The sequence below is a fragment of the Hydrogenophaga sp. GW823-FHT04C09 genome, from assembly GCF_058796355.1.
The window spans coordinates 57127-71151 of the sequence record NZ_JBXAIO010000006.1; the positions used below are offsets into that span (position 1 = coordinate 57127).

Annotated in this window: 12 protein-coding genes; 6 read left to right on the forward strand and 6 right to left on the reverse strand. The window is 69.0% G+C overall.

From position 1 onward, the window contains the following. Positions 1–30 precede the first annotated feature (30 nt). Positions 31–1095 carry an ABC transporter substrate-binding protein gene (locus AC1Q9M_RS17280; RefSeq protein ID WP_382157427.1) on the forward strand — a complete coding sequence of 355 codons (1065 nt, stop codon included), beginning with the start codon at positions 31–33 and terminating at the stop codon, positions 1093–1095. A 23-nt stretch (positions 1096–1118) separates the two neighbouring features. Here the strand turns inward: AC1Q9M_RS17280 and AC1Q9M_RS17285 are convergent, their stop codons facing one another. Together AC1Q9M_RS17285 and gloB are read right to left on the reverse strand one after the other, a co-directional pair. Further along, entirely contained in the window at positions 1119–2786 is a 1668-nt protein-coding gene (locus AC1Q9M_RS17285; RefSeq protein ID WP_492434804.1) for a transglycosylase SLT domain-containing protein, read from the reverse strand. Beyond that, the gene (gene gloB / locus AC1Q9M_RS17290; protein WP_492434806.1) at positions 2783–3556 is read right to left on the reverse strand and encodes a hydroxyacylglutathione hydrolase; all 774 of its coding nucleotides are present in this window, start codon (positions 3554–3556) and stop codon (positions 2783–2785) included. The genes AC1Q9M_RS17285 and gloB overlap by 4 nt, the downstream gene beginning before the upstream one ends. A gap of 102 nt (positions 3557–3658) precedes the next feature. Between gloB and AC1Q9M_RS17295 the strand changes: the two genes are divergently transcribed. The 4 genes from AC1Q9M_RS17295 (at position 3659) to AC1Q9M_RS17310 (ending at position 9293) form a co-directional block, all read left to right on the forward strand. Continuing rightward, positions 3659–4438 carry a class I SAM-dependent methyltransferase gene (locus AC1Q9M_RS17295; protein ID WP_382325162.1) on the forward strand — a complete coding sequence of 260 codons (780 nt, stop codon included), beginning with the start codon at positions 3659–3661 and terminating at the stop codon, positions 4436–4438. A gap of 41 nt (positions 4439–4479) precedes the next feature. Continuing rightward, positions 4480–4914: a ribonuclease HI gene (rnhA, locus tag AC1Q9M_RS17300; protein ID WP_382157435.1), complete on the forward strand. Its 435-nt coding sequence runs from the start codon at positions 4480–4482 to the stop codon at positions 4912–4914. A 115-nt stretch (positions 4915–5029) separates the two neighbouring features. After that, positions 5030–6187: an efflux RND transporter periplasmic adaptor subunit gene (locus AC1Q9M_RS17305; protein WP_492434809.1), complete on the forward strand. Its 1158-nt coding sequence runs from the start codon at positions 5030–5032 to the stop codon at positions 6185–6187. Positions 6188–6203: 16 nt separating this feature from the next. Then, positions 6204–9293: an efflux RND transporter permease subunit gene (locus AC1Q9M_RS17310; RefSeq protein ID WP_492434811.1), complete on the forward strand. Its 3090-nt coding sequence runs from the start codon at positions 6204–6206 to the stop codon at positions 9291–9293. Between the two features lie 6 nt (positions 9294–9299). On the opposite strand, the gene moeA is transcribed toward AC1Q9M_RS17310, so the two are convergent. From moeA to AC1Q9M_RS17330, 4 genes are all read right to left on the reverse strand, one after another. Then, positions 9300–10577, reverse strand: a complete 1278-nt coding sequence (moeA, locus tag AC1Q9M_RS17315) for a molybdopterin molybdotransferase MoeA (RefSeq protein ID WP_492434813.1) — start codon at positions 10575–10577, stop codon at positions 9300–9302. 26 nt (positions 10578–10603) lie between these two features. Next, entirely contained in the window at positions 10604–11227 is a 624-nt protein-coding gene (gene mobA / locus AC1Q9M_RS17320; RefSeq protein WP_492434815.1) for a molybdenum cofactor guanylyltransferase MobA, read from the reverse strand. 9 nt (positions 11228–11236) lie between these two features. Next, positions 11237–12352, reverse strand: a complete 1116-nt coding sequence (gene moaA, locus AC1Q9M_RS17325) for a GTP 3',8-cyclase MoaA (protein WP_382325154.1) — start codon at positions 12350–12352, stop codon at positions 11237–11239. Between the two features lie 93 nt (positions 12353–12445). After that, complete coding sequence (locus AC1Q9M_RS17330) at positions 12446–13276, reverse strand: metal-dependent hydrolase (RefSeq protein ID WP_492434817.1); 831 nt, start codon at positions 13274–13276, stop codon at positions 12446–12448. Between the two features lie 119 nt (positions 13277–13395). On the opposite strand from AC1Q9M_RS17330, the gene AC1Q9M_RS17335 reads away from it, so the two are divergent. Then, the gene (locus AC1Q9M_RS17335) at positions 13396–14019 is read left to right on the forward strand and encodes a TetR/AcrR family transcriptional regulator (RefSeq protein WP_492434819.1); all 624 of its coding nucleotides are present in this window, start codon (positions 13396–13398) and stop codon (positions 14017–14019) included. The last annotated feature ends 6 nt before the right edge of the window (positions 14020–14025 follow it).

Below are 14025 nucleotides of genomic sequence, written 5' to 3' on the forward strand. Positions count from 1 at the left end.
AAAGAATGTGCCGAGAGAGGAAACCGGGTCATGTGGAGTCGCCGAAACTGGGGACGTGTCTGTGCGTTGAGCGTGGCGTCGGTCGCCGTACCGTCCTTGCGCGCGCAGCCGGCGCCGGCCTCTGCGGCGCCACCCACACCTCGACCCGGTGCGCCCAAACTGGCGATTGCGGTCGATAGCCGCTCCTCGTTCTGCTACCTCCCACTGACCATCGCGGAACGCCTCGGGTACTTTGCCCAGGAAGGCATCGATGTGGAGGTGCGCGAGTTTCCCGATGTGGCGCAGTCGCTGCACGCCTTGCAGAGCGGTGCGGCCCATGTGCTGTCCGGCCCGTACCCCAACACGATCGCACTGCAGGCGCGCGGCCAGAACCTCCAGTCCTTCGTGTTGCAGGGGCGAGCGCCGCAGGTGGTGGTGGGGGTGTCGCTGGAGACCATGGGCCACAACGGCGGGGTGGCCGACCTGCGCGGCCGCCGCGTGGGGGTGATGGCCACGAGTGCCGCCTCGCACCGCGTGGCGAGCCTGGTGCTGGGCAAGGTCGGGCTGCGCGCCGCCGATGTGCGCTACGTGCCATTGGCGAATGCCGCGGCGGCGGTTCAGGCGTTTCGCCGCGGTGAGCTCGATGCGATCAGCTACACCGACCCGACCGTGACGCAACTGGAGCAGATGGGTGCGCTCAAGGTGGTGGCCGACACGCGCAGCACGCGCGGCACGGCCGAGGTCTTTGGCGGTCCTTTGCCCTCCGGCTGTCTGTGCGCGCCGGGGAGCTTTCTGACGCAGTACCCCAAGGCCAGCCAGGCGATGGCCGATGCGATGGTGCACGCGCTCAAATGGCTGCAGACGGCGGGCCCATCCGACATCATCAAGGTGGTGCCCGAGCGCTACTTTCAGGGTGACCGCGCGCTGTACCTGGCGGCCTTCGCCCGCGTGCGCGAGGCCTGGACGGTCGACGGCATGATGCCCGAGACCGGGCCGGCCACGGCGGCGCGCATGTTGGCGCAGTTCGAGGAGCCCGGCTCGCTGCAGCGTGTGGATCTGGCGCTTACCTTCACCAACGACTTCGCACGCAAGGCCAAGGCCCGGTTCCGGGCCTGATTCTGGCGCGAGCGCCCGGTCGCTCAGTTCTTCTTGTCGGACTTGCCGCTGGACGCCACGCGCGTCTTGCTCGCGCTGGTGGCGGTCTTGGACTTGGTCTTCACCGGCTTGCTCGCGGTGGGCGAGGCCTTGCGCGCCGGTGTGGCCGTGGCCGGCTTCTTGGCCGGGGCCTTGCTCGGCGGGGCGGCCTTGGCGACCGCGACCCGCTGCGGCAGCATGAGCGTGATGCGCTGGCCCGGTTTGAGCGCCGCGTTCACGGCCAGCTTGTTCCAGCCCGCCACGCTCACCGGGCTCACGCCATAGCGCTGGGCCAGGCGCGTCAGGTTCTCGCCCTTGCGCGCCTTGACGGTGGTGCGCTTGAGGATGACCTCCGGCTGGAAGCTGATCTGGCCGTTGTCGGCCACGTGCACCGGCACGTCGCCGTTGCGCTTGTCGGTGCGTGGCACGAGCAGGCTGGAGCCGGCGCGCACCTGCATGCGAGGCGGAATGTTGTTGACCGCGCGCAACTCGGCTTCGCTCATGCCCGCCCGGTCGGCGGCCTGGGCCACGGACATGGTGGTGGGCACGACCCAGGCCGTCCAGCTGGCCAGGGGGCCGGTGTGGGATTGCAGGTTGCGCTGGAAGATCAACGCGTTGTCCCAGGGCAGCAGCACATGCGGCGTGCCGGCGGCCATCACGATGGGCTGGCGCAGGGAGGGGTTGAGCGCGCGGAAGTCTTTTTCCGCGACCTCGGCTAGGCGGGCGATGAGGGCGACATCCATGTCGCGCTCCAGCGCGACGGTGTCGAAGAAGGGGTGGTTGCCGATCAGGGGCAGGGTGGTGTTGTAGGCCTCGGGCCGCGCCAGGATGTTCTCCACCGCCTGCAGCTTGGGCACGTACAGGCGCGTTTCCGCCGGCATGTTGAGGTCGGTGTAACCGGTGGGCTTGCCCAGGCGCTGGTTGTTGGTGATGGCGCGGTTGACGTTGCCCTGGCCCCAGTTGTACGCCGCCAGCGCGAGGTGCCAGTCCCCGAAGCGACCGTACAGCTGCTGCAGGTAGTCGAGCGCGGCCCGCGTGGAGGCGAGCACGTCGCGCCGATCGTCGCGGAAGGCGTTCTGCTTGAGGTCGAACGACTGGCCGGTGGCGGGCATGAACTGCCACATGCCTGCGGCGCGCGCGCTGGAGACGGCCTGTGGGTTGAAGGCGCTTTCGATGAAGGGCAGCAGGGCCAGCTCCATGGGCATGTTGCGGCGCTCGATCTCCTCCACGATGTGGAACAGATAGCGGCTGGAGCGCTCCGTCATGCGCTGCATGTAGTCGGGCCGGGTGGCGTACCACTGCTCGCGGTCGCGCACCAGGTCGCCTTCGAGGTCGGGCATGGCGAAGCCACGGCGGATGCGGTCCCAGAGGTCGGCTGGGGCGTCCAGCGTCGTCACGCTGGAGAGCGCGGTTTCGGCTGTGCCGATGGTGCTCAGGGGCACATCGCTGGGCAGGCGGTACGAGGGCAGGCGCGGCGCGTTGGCGGCGACGGGTGGCGTGGCGTTGGGCGCGCCGGTGGCGCCGCTGCCGGCTTCGGGCAGCGCCGTGGTGGCGCAGCCGGACACCAGCAGCACCAAGGCCGTGCCGGCCAGCGTCAGCCAGCGGCGGGCGGGGCCGGTGGACAGGGGAGCACAGGCGGGAGCGGGAAGGGCGGTCGGGAAGGCAGGGGTCATCTGAAAACGTTTTTCCATTCGCGAAGCGTGGCGAAAACCGACACGGCATCGGTGGCAATGCCCGGCTCGTGGGCCTGGGCGGAGCGCACGACGGCGGTTTCGCCGGTGCGCAAGAAAGGATTGATCTGTTTTTCCAGCCCGATGGAGCTGGGCAGCGTGGGAAAGTTCTGCGCGCGTTGCGCCTGGCAGTGGGCGGTGTAGGCCGCCAGCTCGGCATTGCCGGGCTCCACCGCCTGCGCGAACTTGAGATTGGACAGCGTGTACTCGTGGGTGCAGCACACGCGGGTATGGGCGGGCAGGGCGGCCAGCCGGGTGAGCGAGTCCAGCATCTGGGCCGGCGTGCCCTCGAACAGGCGGCCGCAGCCGCCGGAGAACAGCGTGTCGCCACAGAACAGCAGCGGGGCGCCGTCCAGGGCGGGCGTGTAGTAGGCGATGTGGCCGGCGGTGTGCCCCGGCACCTCGATCACCTCGAAGCGCAGGCCGAGCACCTCCACCGACTCGCCTTCGCCAACGCGCTGCAGCGGCTCGGGCATGGGCTCGAAGGCCGGGCCGATCACGCGCGCGCCAGTGGCCTCGCGCAGTTCGGCCACGCCGCCGGTGTGGTCGGCGTGGTGGTGGGTGATCAGGATGGTGTCCAGCCGCAGGCCTTCCTGTGCCAGCCACCGGGCCACGCCCGCGGCTTCGCCAGGGTCCACGACCAGCGCCTGGGCGCCGTCGTGCAGGGCCCAGATGTAGTTGTCGCTGAAGGCCGGGATCGGAATGAGGTGCATGGGACGGATGTCGGGTAGGGCGTGTAGAGTGCGGGGCTGGCCTTCCCGGTGGTTTGCAGTGTCGCAGACTTCCTGCCGGAACCGGCTTCGGCCCCACCGCACATGACCGCAAAAATTATAGGGTTGACCGATTGGTTTTCGACCGCGCCCGGCCAGTACCTGCTGGCGTGGGAGCAGGCCCAGTTCGACCTGGCGGTGGCCGACCTCTTTGGCTACAACGCCTTGCAGCTCGGTTTGCCCGAGCTGGAGGGCCTGCAGGCCAACCGCATGCCGCACCGCTGGCTGGCGCTGCCCGAGGTGCTGCCGGCCAGGGCCGAGGGCCGCGCCCCGCGCGTGGCCCTGATCACCGACGCGGCCGCCCTGCCGTTCCCCGAGGCCAGCCTGGACCTGGTGGTGCTGCCCCACACGCTGGAGTTCAGCGCCGACCCGCACCACGTGCTGCGCGAGGTCGAGCGCGTGCTGGTGCCCGAAGGCCGGGTGGTGATCTCGGGCTTCAACCCCACGAGCCTGTGGGGCCTGCGCCAGGGGCGCGGCCGGTTCTGCGCCCGGGTGGGCCTCAACGCCTTCGGTGCCTCCAGCCTGTACCTGCCTGAAGCAGGGGATTTCATCGGTCCCTGGCGCCTGCGCGACTGGCTGAGGCTGCTCAGTTTTGAAGTAGAGTCGGACCGCTTTGGCTGCTACCGCCCGGCGATGCGCACCGACACCTGGTTGCAGCGCTACGCCTGGCTGGACCGCGCCGGTGCCCGCTGGTGGCCCATCTTTGGCGCGGTGTATTTCGTGGTGGCGGTCAAGCGCGTGCGCGGCATGCGCCTGCTGGGCCCGGCCTGGAAGCCCAGGCGCGCCACTTCGGCCGCCCCGGTGTCGGTGACCCACCGGCACTGAACGCCGCCGCGCCTCTCCCTTTTTGTATTCAGGAGCTTTTTTTGAACCATGTGGTGATCTACACCGACGGTGCCTGCAAGGGCAACCCTGGGCCTGGCGGCTGGGGCGTTTACCTCAAGTCAGAGGGTTTCGAGAAGGAGTTGTGGGGCGGCGAGCGCGAAACCACCAACAACCGCATGGAACTCACCGCGGTGATCGAAGGCCTGGCCGCGCTCAAGCGCCCCTGCCGGGTCTCGCTGTACCTCGACAGCCAGTACGTGCGCCAGGGCATCACCGAGTGGATCCACGGCTGGAAGCGCAAGGGCTGGGTCACGGCGGCCAAGCAGCCGGTGAAGAACGCCGACCTCTGGCGCAAGCTCGATGGCCTGGTGCACGCCGGGCCCCACCAGATCGAATGGCACTGGGTCAAAGGCCACGCCGGCGACCCTGGCAACGAACGGGCCGACGCCCTGGCCAACCGGGGCGTGCCGGCCTGAGTCCTACAGGGGAAATCCCGTCACCGGCGGCCCCCACCCACTGCTACATTTCGTTTCATCGATCTGTGCCATGCCCCACGGGGGTAGGGCGTCCTTTTCCCCGGCAGTGGAATCCATGGCGAACAAAGCGCTTTACGTGGTGGTGGCCGTCGTTGGCATCGGTCTGGCCTCCGGTGCGGCCTGGTGGCTGCAGATCCGGGATGCCATCACCCCGCCGGTGGCCGGCACCGGACCGGGCGCTTCCGGTGCAGCGGCCGGTGGCGCACCCGGTGTGGAGGTGACGCGGGTGAAGGCCATCCGGCTGCAGGACGACGCCCAGGCCGTGGGCACCCTGCGCTCCCGCCAGAGCGTGACGCTCAAGCCCGAGACCAGCGGCCGGGTGGCCCGGATCGTCTTCGCGGACGGCGCCCGGGTCAAGGCGGGCCAGTTGCTGGTGCAACTCGACGACACCTTGCAGCGCGCCGAGTTGAGCCAGGCACAGGCCCAGCTGTCCATCGCGCGCGCCAACCTCAAGCGCAACCAGGAGCTGGTGGCGCAGAACTTCGTGGCCCAGCGCGTGGTGGAGGAAAGCCAGGCCAACCTGCAGGTGGCCGAAGCCCAGGTGGCGCTGGCCGACGCGCGGCTGCAGCGCATGCGCATCACCGCCCCGTTCGCGGGCACCGTGGGCCTGCGCAGCATCAACCTGGGGGCCTACGTGAAGGACGGCGACAACCTCGTGAACCTCGAGGACACGTCCATGCTCACGGTGGACTTCCGCTTGCCGGAGCGCTACCAGACCCAGCTCGCCCCGGGCCAGGTGGTGCAGGTGCAGCTCGATGCCTTGCCGAACCGCTCGTTCGAAGCCAAGGTGCTGGCCGTGGACCCGCTGCTCGACGCCAATGGCCGCTCCATTTCCGTGCGGGCCGTCATGCCGCCCGCAGCCGACAACGTGTTGCGCCCCGGCATGTTCGCGCGCGTGCTGATCGTCTTCTCGGTCAACGAGCGCGCGTTGGTGGTGCCCGAGGAAGCCCTGGTGCCCCAGGCCGGCAAGCAGTACGCCTACGTGCTCGACGAACAGGGCGAGGGCGACGCGAAGAAGCGCCACTCGCGCCGGGTGGAAGTGGCCCTGGGCGCGCGCCGGGGTTCGGATGTCGAGGTGGTCAGCGGCCTGCGGCAGGGCGACACCGTGGTGATCGCCGGCCAGCAGCGGCTGCAGCGCGATGGCACCGCGGTGCGGGTCGTGAACATGGCTGCGCCTGCCGCCGCTGAAACGGCCCCGGCGCCGGCGCGCTGAACCCTCAGGAACTCGCATGCAACTGCCTGAGATCTCGATCCGGCGCCCGGTGTTCGCCTCGGTGCTGTCCCTGCTCATCCTGCTGGTGGGCATCGTGTCGTTCAACGGCCTGACGGTGCGCGAGTACCCCAAGATCGATGAGCCCACCGTCACGGTCTCCACGCGCTTCGGCGGGGCGTCCAGCGAGGTGATCGAGTCGCAGGTCACCAAGCCGCTGGAAGACTCGCTCGCGGGCATCGAGGGGCTGGACGTGATCACCTCGATCAGCCGCCAGGAACAGAGCCAGATCACGGTGCGCTTCAAGCTCGAGCGCGACCCCGACTCGGCCGCCGCCGATGTGCGCGACAAGGTCAGCCGCGTGCGCCAGCGCCTGCCGCAGGACGTGGACGAGCCGGTGATCGCCAAGGTGGAGGCCGACGCCTCGCCCGTGATCTGGCTGGCCCTTACCTCCGACACCCACAGCGCGCTGCAGCTCAGCGATTTCGCCAACCGCCTGGCCAAGCCCGTGCTGCAAACGGCGCCCGGCGCGGCCGAGGTGCGCGTGTACGGCGAGCGCCGCTATTCCATGCGCATCTGGATGGACCCGGACCGCCTGGCCGCTTACGCGCTGACCGTGCAGGACGTGGAAGACGCCCTGCGCCGCTCCAACCTGGAAGTGCCGGCTGGCCGCATCGAGAGCACGCTGCGTGAGTTCAACGTGACCGCCGCCACCGACCTGCAGACGCCCGAGCAGTTTTCGGCGGTGGCGATCCGCAACGTCAACGGCCAGACCATCCGCATCGCCGACGTCGCGCGCGTGGTGCAGGCGCCGCAGGACGAACGCACCTCGGTGCGGCTCAATGGCCGCGACGCGGTCTCGCTCGGCGTGATCCGGCAGGCGACCGCCAACCCGCTGGAGCTCTCGGCCGCCGTGCGGCAGATGCTGGAGAAGGTCAAGCAGGACCTGCCCGCCGGCGTGAACGTGGACATCGCCAACGACAACTCGGTCTTCATCGACCGCTCGATCAAGGCGGTCTACACCACCATCGCCGAAGCCGTGGTGCTGGTGGCGCTGGTCATCTTCGTGTTCCTGCGCACGCTGCGCGCCTCGATCATTCCGCTCATGACCATCCCGGTCAGCCTGATCGGCGCGTTCGCGCTGATGGCGATGTTCGGTTTCTCCATCAACACGCTCACGCTGCTGGCTCTGGTGCTGGCCATCGGCCTGGTGGTGGACGACGCCATCGTGATGCTGGAGAACATCTACCGGCACATCGAGGAGGGCATGAAGCCCTTCGACGCGGCGATCCAGGGCGCGCGCGAAATCGGCTTTGCCATCGTGGCGATGACGCTCACGCTGGCGGCGGTGTATGCGCCGCTGGCCTTCACGCCCGGCCGCACCGGCCGTCTGTTCGCTGAGTTCGCGCTGGCGCTGGCCGGGGCGGTGGTGGTTTCCGGCTTCGTGGCGCTCACGCTTTCGCCCATGCTGTGCTCCAAGCTGCTGCGGCACAACCCCAACCCGGGCCGGTTCGACCGCGGCATGGAGCGCGTGCTCAACGCCGTCACGCGCGGCTTCAGCCGGGTGCTGGGCGCCTCGCTGCGGGTTCGCTGGCTGGTGGTGGCGGTCATGGCCGGCAGCGCGCTGGCCAGCGCGTGGATGCTGCAGACCATGCGCCAGGAGCTCGCGCCGATCGAGGACCGCGGCGTGATCCTGGCCAACATCAACGGCCCGGATGGCGCCACGCTGGCCTACACCCGCAAGTACGCGGAGGCGATCGAGAACATCGCCCAGGACTACCCCGAATTCGACCGCATCTTCGTCAACGTGGGCAACCCCTCGGTGGCGCAGGGCGTGGTGTTCATGCGCGCGCTGCCCTGGGAAGAGCGCGAGCGCTCCACGCAGCGCATCGCGCGCGAGATCACGCCGCGCCTGGCGTCGCTGCCGGGCATCAGCGCCTTTCCCATCACGCCGCCCTCGCTCGGGCAGGGCTTTCGCGAGCGCCCGATCAACTACGTGATCGTCACCTCCGACAGCTACGAGAACCTGGCGCAAACCGTGCGCCGCTTCCAGGACGAGCTGAGCAAGAACCCGGGCCTGGTGCAGATCGACACCGACCTGCGCCTGAACAAGCCCGAGATCCGCATGGACGTGGACCGCGAGCGCGCGGCCGACATGGGTGTGAACGTGGATGCCATCGCGCGCACCGTCGAGACCATGCTGGGCGGCCGCATCGTCACGCGCTACAAGCGCGACGGTGAACAGTACGACGTGGTGGTACAGACCGTCTCGGGCAACCGCAGCACGCCCGAGGACATCGACCGCCTGTTCGTGCGCGGCCGCAACGACGCCATGATTCCCCTGGCCTCGCTGGTCAAGATCAGCGAGGTGGTGGTGCCGCGCGAGCTCAACCACTTCGGCCAGCGCCGCAGCGCGTCCCTCACGGCCAACCTGGCGCCCGACTACTCGTTGGGCGAGGCCCTGCAGTTCATGGACAAGGCCGCGCGCGAGGTGCTGCCCGCCGGCTACACCACCGATCTGAACGGCCAGAGCCGCGAGTTCCGCAACGCCTCGGGCTCGCTGGCCATCGTCTTCGCGCTCTCGCTGCTGTTCATCTACCTCGTGCTCGCGGCGCAGTTCGAGAGCTTTGTCGATCCGTTCATCATCATGCTCAGCGTGCCGCTGTCCATGATGGGCGCGCTGCTGGCGCTCAAGCTGACGGGCGGCACCATCAACGTGTTCAGCCAGATCGGGCTCATCACGCTGGTGGGGCTGATCACCAAGCACGGCATTTTGATCGTGGAGTTCTCCAACCAGCTGCGCGACCAGGGCCTGGAGAAGTTCGAGGCCGTCAGACAGTCGGCCGCGCTGCGCCTGCGGCCCATCCTGATGACCACGGGCGCCATGGTGCTGGGCGCCATTCCGCTGGCGCTGGCATCTGGCGCGGGGGCGGAGAGCCGGCAGCAGATCGGTTGGGTGATCGTGGGCGGCATGAGCGTGGGCACGCTGCTGACCATCTTCGTGGTGCCCACCATGTACACGCTGCTCTCGCGCGACAAGTCCCATTCGAAGGCGAAGGCCGCGCAGCACGATGGCGGCCACGCGGACGCCGCCATCCCGGCCAAGTGAGCCGGGTCAGATCGCGCCGTCGAACATCATCACGTCCACCGGGTCGCCCGCGGCCACGTTGCCCTGGCGGTGGTGCAGCACGATCAGGCCGTTGGCCTCCACCATCGAGCTGAGCACGCCCGAACCCTGGTTGCCCGTGGTGCGCACGCTGAGCGCGCCGTCGGGCGAGCGGGTGACGATGCCGCGCTGGTACTCGGTGCGGCCTGGCTTCTTGCGCAGGGCTTCGCCGCTGCGGGCCTGCAGCAGCACGGGTTCGCTGGGTGAAGCGCCCATGAGGCGCTGCAGGGCCGGACGCACGAAGGCCAGGAAGGTGACCATCACCGCCACCGGGTTGCCTGGCAGCCCGAACAGCACGGCGCTCTTGCCGGCCTCGTCGATGCGGCCCACCGCCATGGGGCGGCCCGGGCGCATCGCAATGCGCCAGAAGGCCACGTCGCCGAGCTGCTTCATCATGGCCTTGGTGTGGTCGGCCTCGCCCATGCTCACACCACCGCTGGTGATGATGGCGTCGGCCTTGAGCGCGGCGGTGCGGAAGGCCACTTCCAGCTCGGCGGGCTCGTCGCGCACCACGCCCATATCGACCACCTCCACGCCCAGGCGCGTGAGCAGGCCGAAGACGGTGTAGCGGTTGCTGTCGTACACCGCGCCTTCGCGCGGCGTTTCGCCCAGGCTCAGGATCTCGTCGCCGGTGGAGAAGTACGCCACCTTCACGCGGCGGAACACCTTCACGGTGGGCAGGCCCAGGCTGGCCAGCAGGCCCAGCGCCGCCGGGCCGAGTGTCTGGCCTTGGCGCAAGGCCGCTTCGCCGGCCATGAGGTCTTCGCCCAGCAGGCGGCGGTTGTCGCCCGCGCTCACCACGTTGGGCGGCACCACGACGCGATCACCTTCCGCTTTCACGAATTCGAGCGGCACCACGGTGTCCAGCCCAGGCGGCATGATGGCGCCCGTCATGATCTTCAGGCACTCGCCCGCACCCACGGTGCCGGCCCAGGCCTTGCCCGCGAAGGCCGTGCCCGCCACGCGCAGGCCCAGCGGTTCGTCCGGGCGCAGCTGCCCGCTGTCGAAGGCGAAGCCGTCCATGGCGGAGTTGTCGTGCGGCGGCACGCTGATGGGCGAGACCACGTCCTGCGCCAGCACGCGGCCCAGCGCGTCGAACACGCCCAGGTCTTCGGTGGCGGTGACCGGCTCGACCAGGCGGGCGAGGAAGTCGTTGACGCGTTCGGCGCTGATGGCCTGCGGGTCGTAGCCCTGCAATTCGGCCGCGATCTGCTCGATGGATTTCATGGACAAACGAACGGAGGGCCGAGCGCTCAGCCCTTTTCGAGGGCGTGCAGTTCGGCCAGGGTGTTGGTGTTGAAGAAGGCCTTGGGGTCGTCGCCCGGCCGGTCGAAGGGCACGATCACCGTGCGGTGCTGGTCGGTCCAGCGGTCGATCTTGCGCCCGCCGGCCTGGGTGAAGACCAGCAGGCTTTCCATGAGCTCCACCCGAATGAGGCAGAACACCGGCTGGGGCCGCAGCTGGCCGTCTTCCTCCAGGGCGCCGGCCATGGCGATTTCGGTGGTCTCGTCCTCGAACGCCTGGGCCATCCGCTGGACGAGGTCGAGCGGGAAGAGGGGCGTGTCGCAGGGCACCGTGAGCAGGTAGGGCGTTTCGCAGCGCTCCAGGCCGGTCATGAAGCCGGCCAGGGGACCCGCGTAGCCGTCCAGGGTGTCGGGCCACACCGGCACGCCGAAGGCCTCGTAGGCCGCCAGATTGCGGTTGGCGTTGACCATCTGACCGCCGACCAGCCCGCCTTCCTGCATCTGCAGGCGCAGCAAGGCGTGCAGCGCCAGCGGCGTGCCGTTGAAGTTCTGCAGGCCCTTGTCGACGCCGCCCATGCGCGAGCCGCGGCCGCCGGCGAGCACGAGGCCCGTGATTTGATGGGAATGGATCATCTGTTTTGCTTAACCGCCGATGTAGCTCATCTCGACGCGACGTGCGCCTGCACCGGCTTCGGGCGGAAGGCTGGCACGCAGTTCGGAGTACCGGTCGCTGCGGCCTTGCCAGATCGCCGCGATCGCGCTGGCGAGTTGCTCGTCGGTGGCATCGCCGCGGATCAGGTGGCGCAGGTCGTGGCCCTGGCTGGCGAAGAGGCAGAGGTAGAGCTGGCCTTCGGTGGACAGGCGGGCGCGGTTGCAGTCGCTGCAGAAGGCCTGCGTCACGCTGCTGATCACGCCGATCTCGCCCGAGCCGTCGGCATAGGCCCAGCGCTCGGCGGTTTCGCCGGGGGCCGATGCGCCGAGTTGCACCAGCGGCAGTTCGCGGTGGATGCGTTGCACCACCTCCGCGCTGGGCAGTACCTCGTCCATGCGCCAGCCGTTGGTGGCGCCCACGTCCATGTACTCGATGAAGCGCAGCACGATGCCCGTGCCCTTGAAGTGGCGCGCCATGGGCAGGATCTCGTGGTCGTTGGTGCCGCGCTTGACCACCATGTTGACCTTGATCGGGCCCAGTCCCGCGGCCTGCGCGGCGGCAATGCCGTCGAGCACATCGGCCACGGGGAAGTCCACGTCGTTCATGGCGCGGAAGATGGTGTCGTCCAGGCCGTCCAGGCTGACCGTGACACGTTGCAGGCCGGCGGCCTTGAGGGCGTGCGCCTTGCGCGCGAGCAGCGAGCCGTTGGTGGTCAGCGTGATGTCCAGCGGCTGGCCTTCCACCGTGCGCAGCGCGGCCAGCTGTTCGATCAGGATTTCGAGGTTCTTGCGAAGCAGCGGCTCGCCGCCGGTGAGGCGGATCTTCTGCACCCCGTGCGCGACGAACTGGCGCGCCACGCGCGTGATTTCCTCGAAGGTCAGCAGCGAGCTGTGCGGCAGGTAGGGGTAGTCCTTGTCGAAGATGTCCTTCGGCATGCAATAGCTGCAGCGGAAGTTGCAACGGTCGGTCACGCTGATGCGCAGATCGCGCAGCGGGCGGCCCAGCGCGTCGCCGAGCAGGCCGGTCGGGGCCGTGCCGACCTGAGGGACGCGCGCGGCCACGGAGACCAGGCGCTGGTCGATCAGGGGAATGACGCGTTCGGACATGGGCCGATTATGGGCGAGTGACCGCCGGACCGCACGGGAACACCCGGGGGTACCGGTGTTGCCGCGAGGGCATTTCCGCCTGAGCGGGCCGGGTCAGGCCGGCTCGGCGCGGCCCACCCGGGTGTATTGCGTGGCGTTGTCGCGCAGCCAGTGGGCGGAGAGCTCGCTGGACTGCTGATCCGGGTGGAAGTCGCGGCGGAAGTAGGCGCGCCAGGGCTTGAAGGTCTGGCGCAGCAGGCCGTCGCGGCCAAGCATGTGGCGGGCGGCGCTGCGCCACGTGCTCCAGCGCCAGAGCGTGCCATCGCGCCTGAGGTTGTTCACCGTCTGGCGCAAGGTGTCGGTGAGAAAGACCAGCGTGATGCGGCGCATCCAGGTCGTGCGCCAGGTGTGGCTGCCGCCCAGTGCCTGGTACAGGTCGAAAGCGGTGCACTTGTGCTCGGCCTCTTCGGCGCTGTGCCAGAGCCAAAGGGTTTTCAATCGCGGCTCGCTGCCGTCCAGCAGTTGGGGGTGAGACAGCATCCACTCGGCGAAGAGGGCGGTGAAATGTTCGTTGGCGGCGGTGATGGCCAGGCCGTGGCGCGGGTCCGTGCCCTCCAGCAGTTGGAGGCGGTCACGTGCGCGGGGTTCCCAGTCGTTCACCAGGCCGTGTTTCTCGATCTGCGCGTTGAACAGCGCGTGGATGCGCCGGTGGGTGGCTTCCTGGCCCACGAAACCCTGGACTTCGGCTTGCAGCTCGGCTTGGCGCTCGGGCGGCAGGGCCTTGAAGCCGTTGCGCACCGAGTCGATGAAGAACTGCTCGCCGATGGGAAAGCTCATCGACAGCGCGTTGAACCACGCGGTCAGAAAGGCGTCGCCGCCGCACCAGTGGCGGGCCACGGGTTGTTCCAGATCGATCAGCAGGCGGCGGACAACGAGTTCGGTCATGGTGGGGCGTGGGTGGAAAAACGGATTGGTACCGTGTCGTACCAAGTCGTGATGGTGCGTGTTTCGATTCGCCCTGTCAAGCGGAGAAGAATGGGGTGCAGGCCCTAAGATGCCCGTCCATGAAGCCGAAAAACACCCGCAGCGCCGACGCCACCGTGCCGAACGAACACCGTGGTCGCCTGCTGCAAGCCATGGCCACGGTCGCTGCGGCCCAGGGTCTGGCGGCCACGTCGATCGCGGCCGTGGTGGCCGAGGCGGGGGTGTCCAAACGCACGTTCTACGAGCATTTCGCGGACAAGGACGCCTGCTTTCTCGAGCTGTACCGGGCGGCCAGCGCCTCCGCGCTGCGCACCCTGCGCGAGGCCGTGCAGCCCGAACGCCCCTGGCAGGACCAGGTCGAACATGCCTTGGGTGCGTACCTGGCGCACCTGGCCAGCGGGCCGCAGCTGATCCGCATGCTGTTCGTGGAAGTCCACCATCTCGGGCCGGCCGGTGCCCTGGTGCGCCGCGAGGTGATGCAGCACCTGGCCGACTTCATGCTCGAGACCATCAACGCCGAGCGTGAGGTGCTCACGCCCACCATGGCGGTGGCGGCCGTGGGCGGCATCCAGGAGCTGGTGCTGCAAGCGATCGAGCGGGGCGAAGCGGCCCAGCTCGATCGCCTCACCCCCAGTGCCAGCGCGGTGGTCCGCCTGCTGGCGGGGGCGGCCCAGAAAAAAGGCCCGCCGAAGCGGGTCCTTTGAACCTTC

What these genes read in the sequence shown, in the direction of transcription:
- AC1Q9M_RS17280 (WP_382157427.1), top strand. Translation starts at nt 31, where the DNA reads ATGTGGAGTCGCCGAAACTGGGGACGTGTCTGTGCGTTGAGCGTGGCG.
- AC1Q9M_RS17305 (WP_492434809.1), top strand. Translation starts at nt 5,030, where the DNA reads ATGGCGAACAAAGCGCTTTACGTGGTGGTGGCCGTCGTTGGCATCGGT.
- moeA (WP_492434813.1), bottom strand. Translation starts at nt 10,577, where the DNA reads ATGAAATCCATCGAGCAGATCGCGGCCGAATTGCAGGGCTACGACCCG.
- gloB (WP_492434806.1), bottom strand. Translation starts at nt 3,556, where the DNA reads ATGCACCTCATTCCGATCCCGGCCTTCAGCGACAACTACATCTGGGCC.
- AC1Q9M_RS17310 (WP_492434811.1), top strand. Translation starts at nt 6,204, where the DNA reads ATGCAACTGCCTGAGATCTCGATCCGGCGCCCGGTGTTCGCCTCGGTG.
- AC1Q9M_RS17295 (WP_382325162.1), top strand. Translation starts at nt 3,659, where the DNA reads ATGACCGCAAAAATTATAGGGTTGACCGATTGGTTTTCGACCGCGCCC.
- moaA (WP_382325154.1), bottom strand. Translation starts at nt 12,352, where the DNA reads ATGTCCGAACGCGTCATTCCCCTGATCGACCAGCGCCTGGTCTCCGTG.
- AC1Q9M_RS17330 (WP_492434817.1), bottom strand. Translation starts at nt 13,276, where the DNA reads ATGACCGAACTCGTTGTCCGCCGCCTGCTGATCGATCTGGAACAACCC.
- AC1Q9M_RS17285 (WP_492434804.1), bottom strand. Translation starts at nt 2,786, where the DNA reads ATGACCCCTGCCTTCCCGACCGCCCTTCCCGCTCCCGCCTGTGCTCCC.
- mobA (WP_492434815.1), bottom strand. Translation starts at nt 11,227, where the DNA reads ATGATCCATTCCCATCAAATCACGGGCCTCGTGCTCGCCGGCGGCCGC.
- AC1Q9M_RS17335 (WP_492434819.1), top strand. Translation starts at nt 13,396, where the DNA reads ATGAAGCCGAAAAACACCCGCAGCGCCGACGCCACCGTGCCGAACGAA.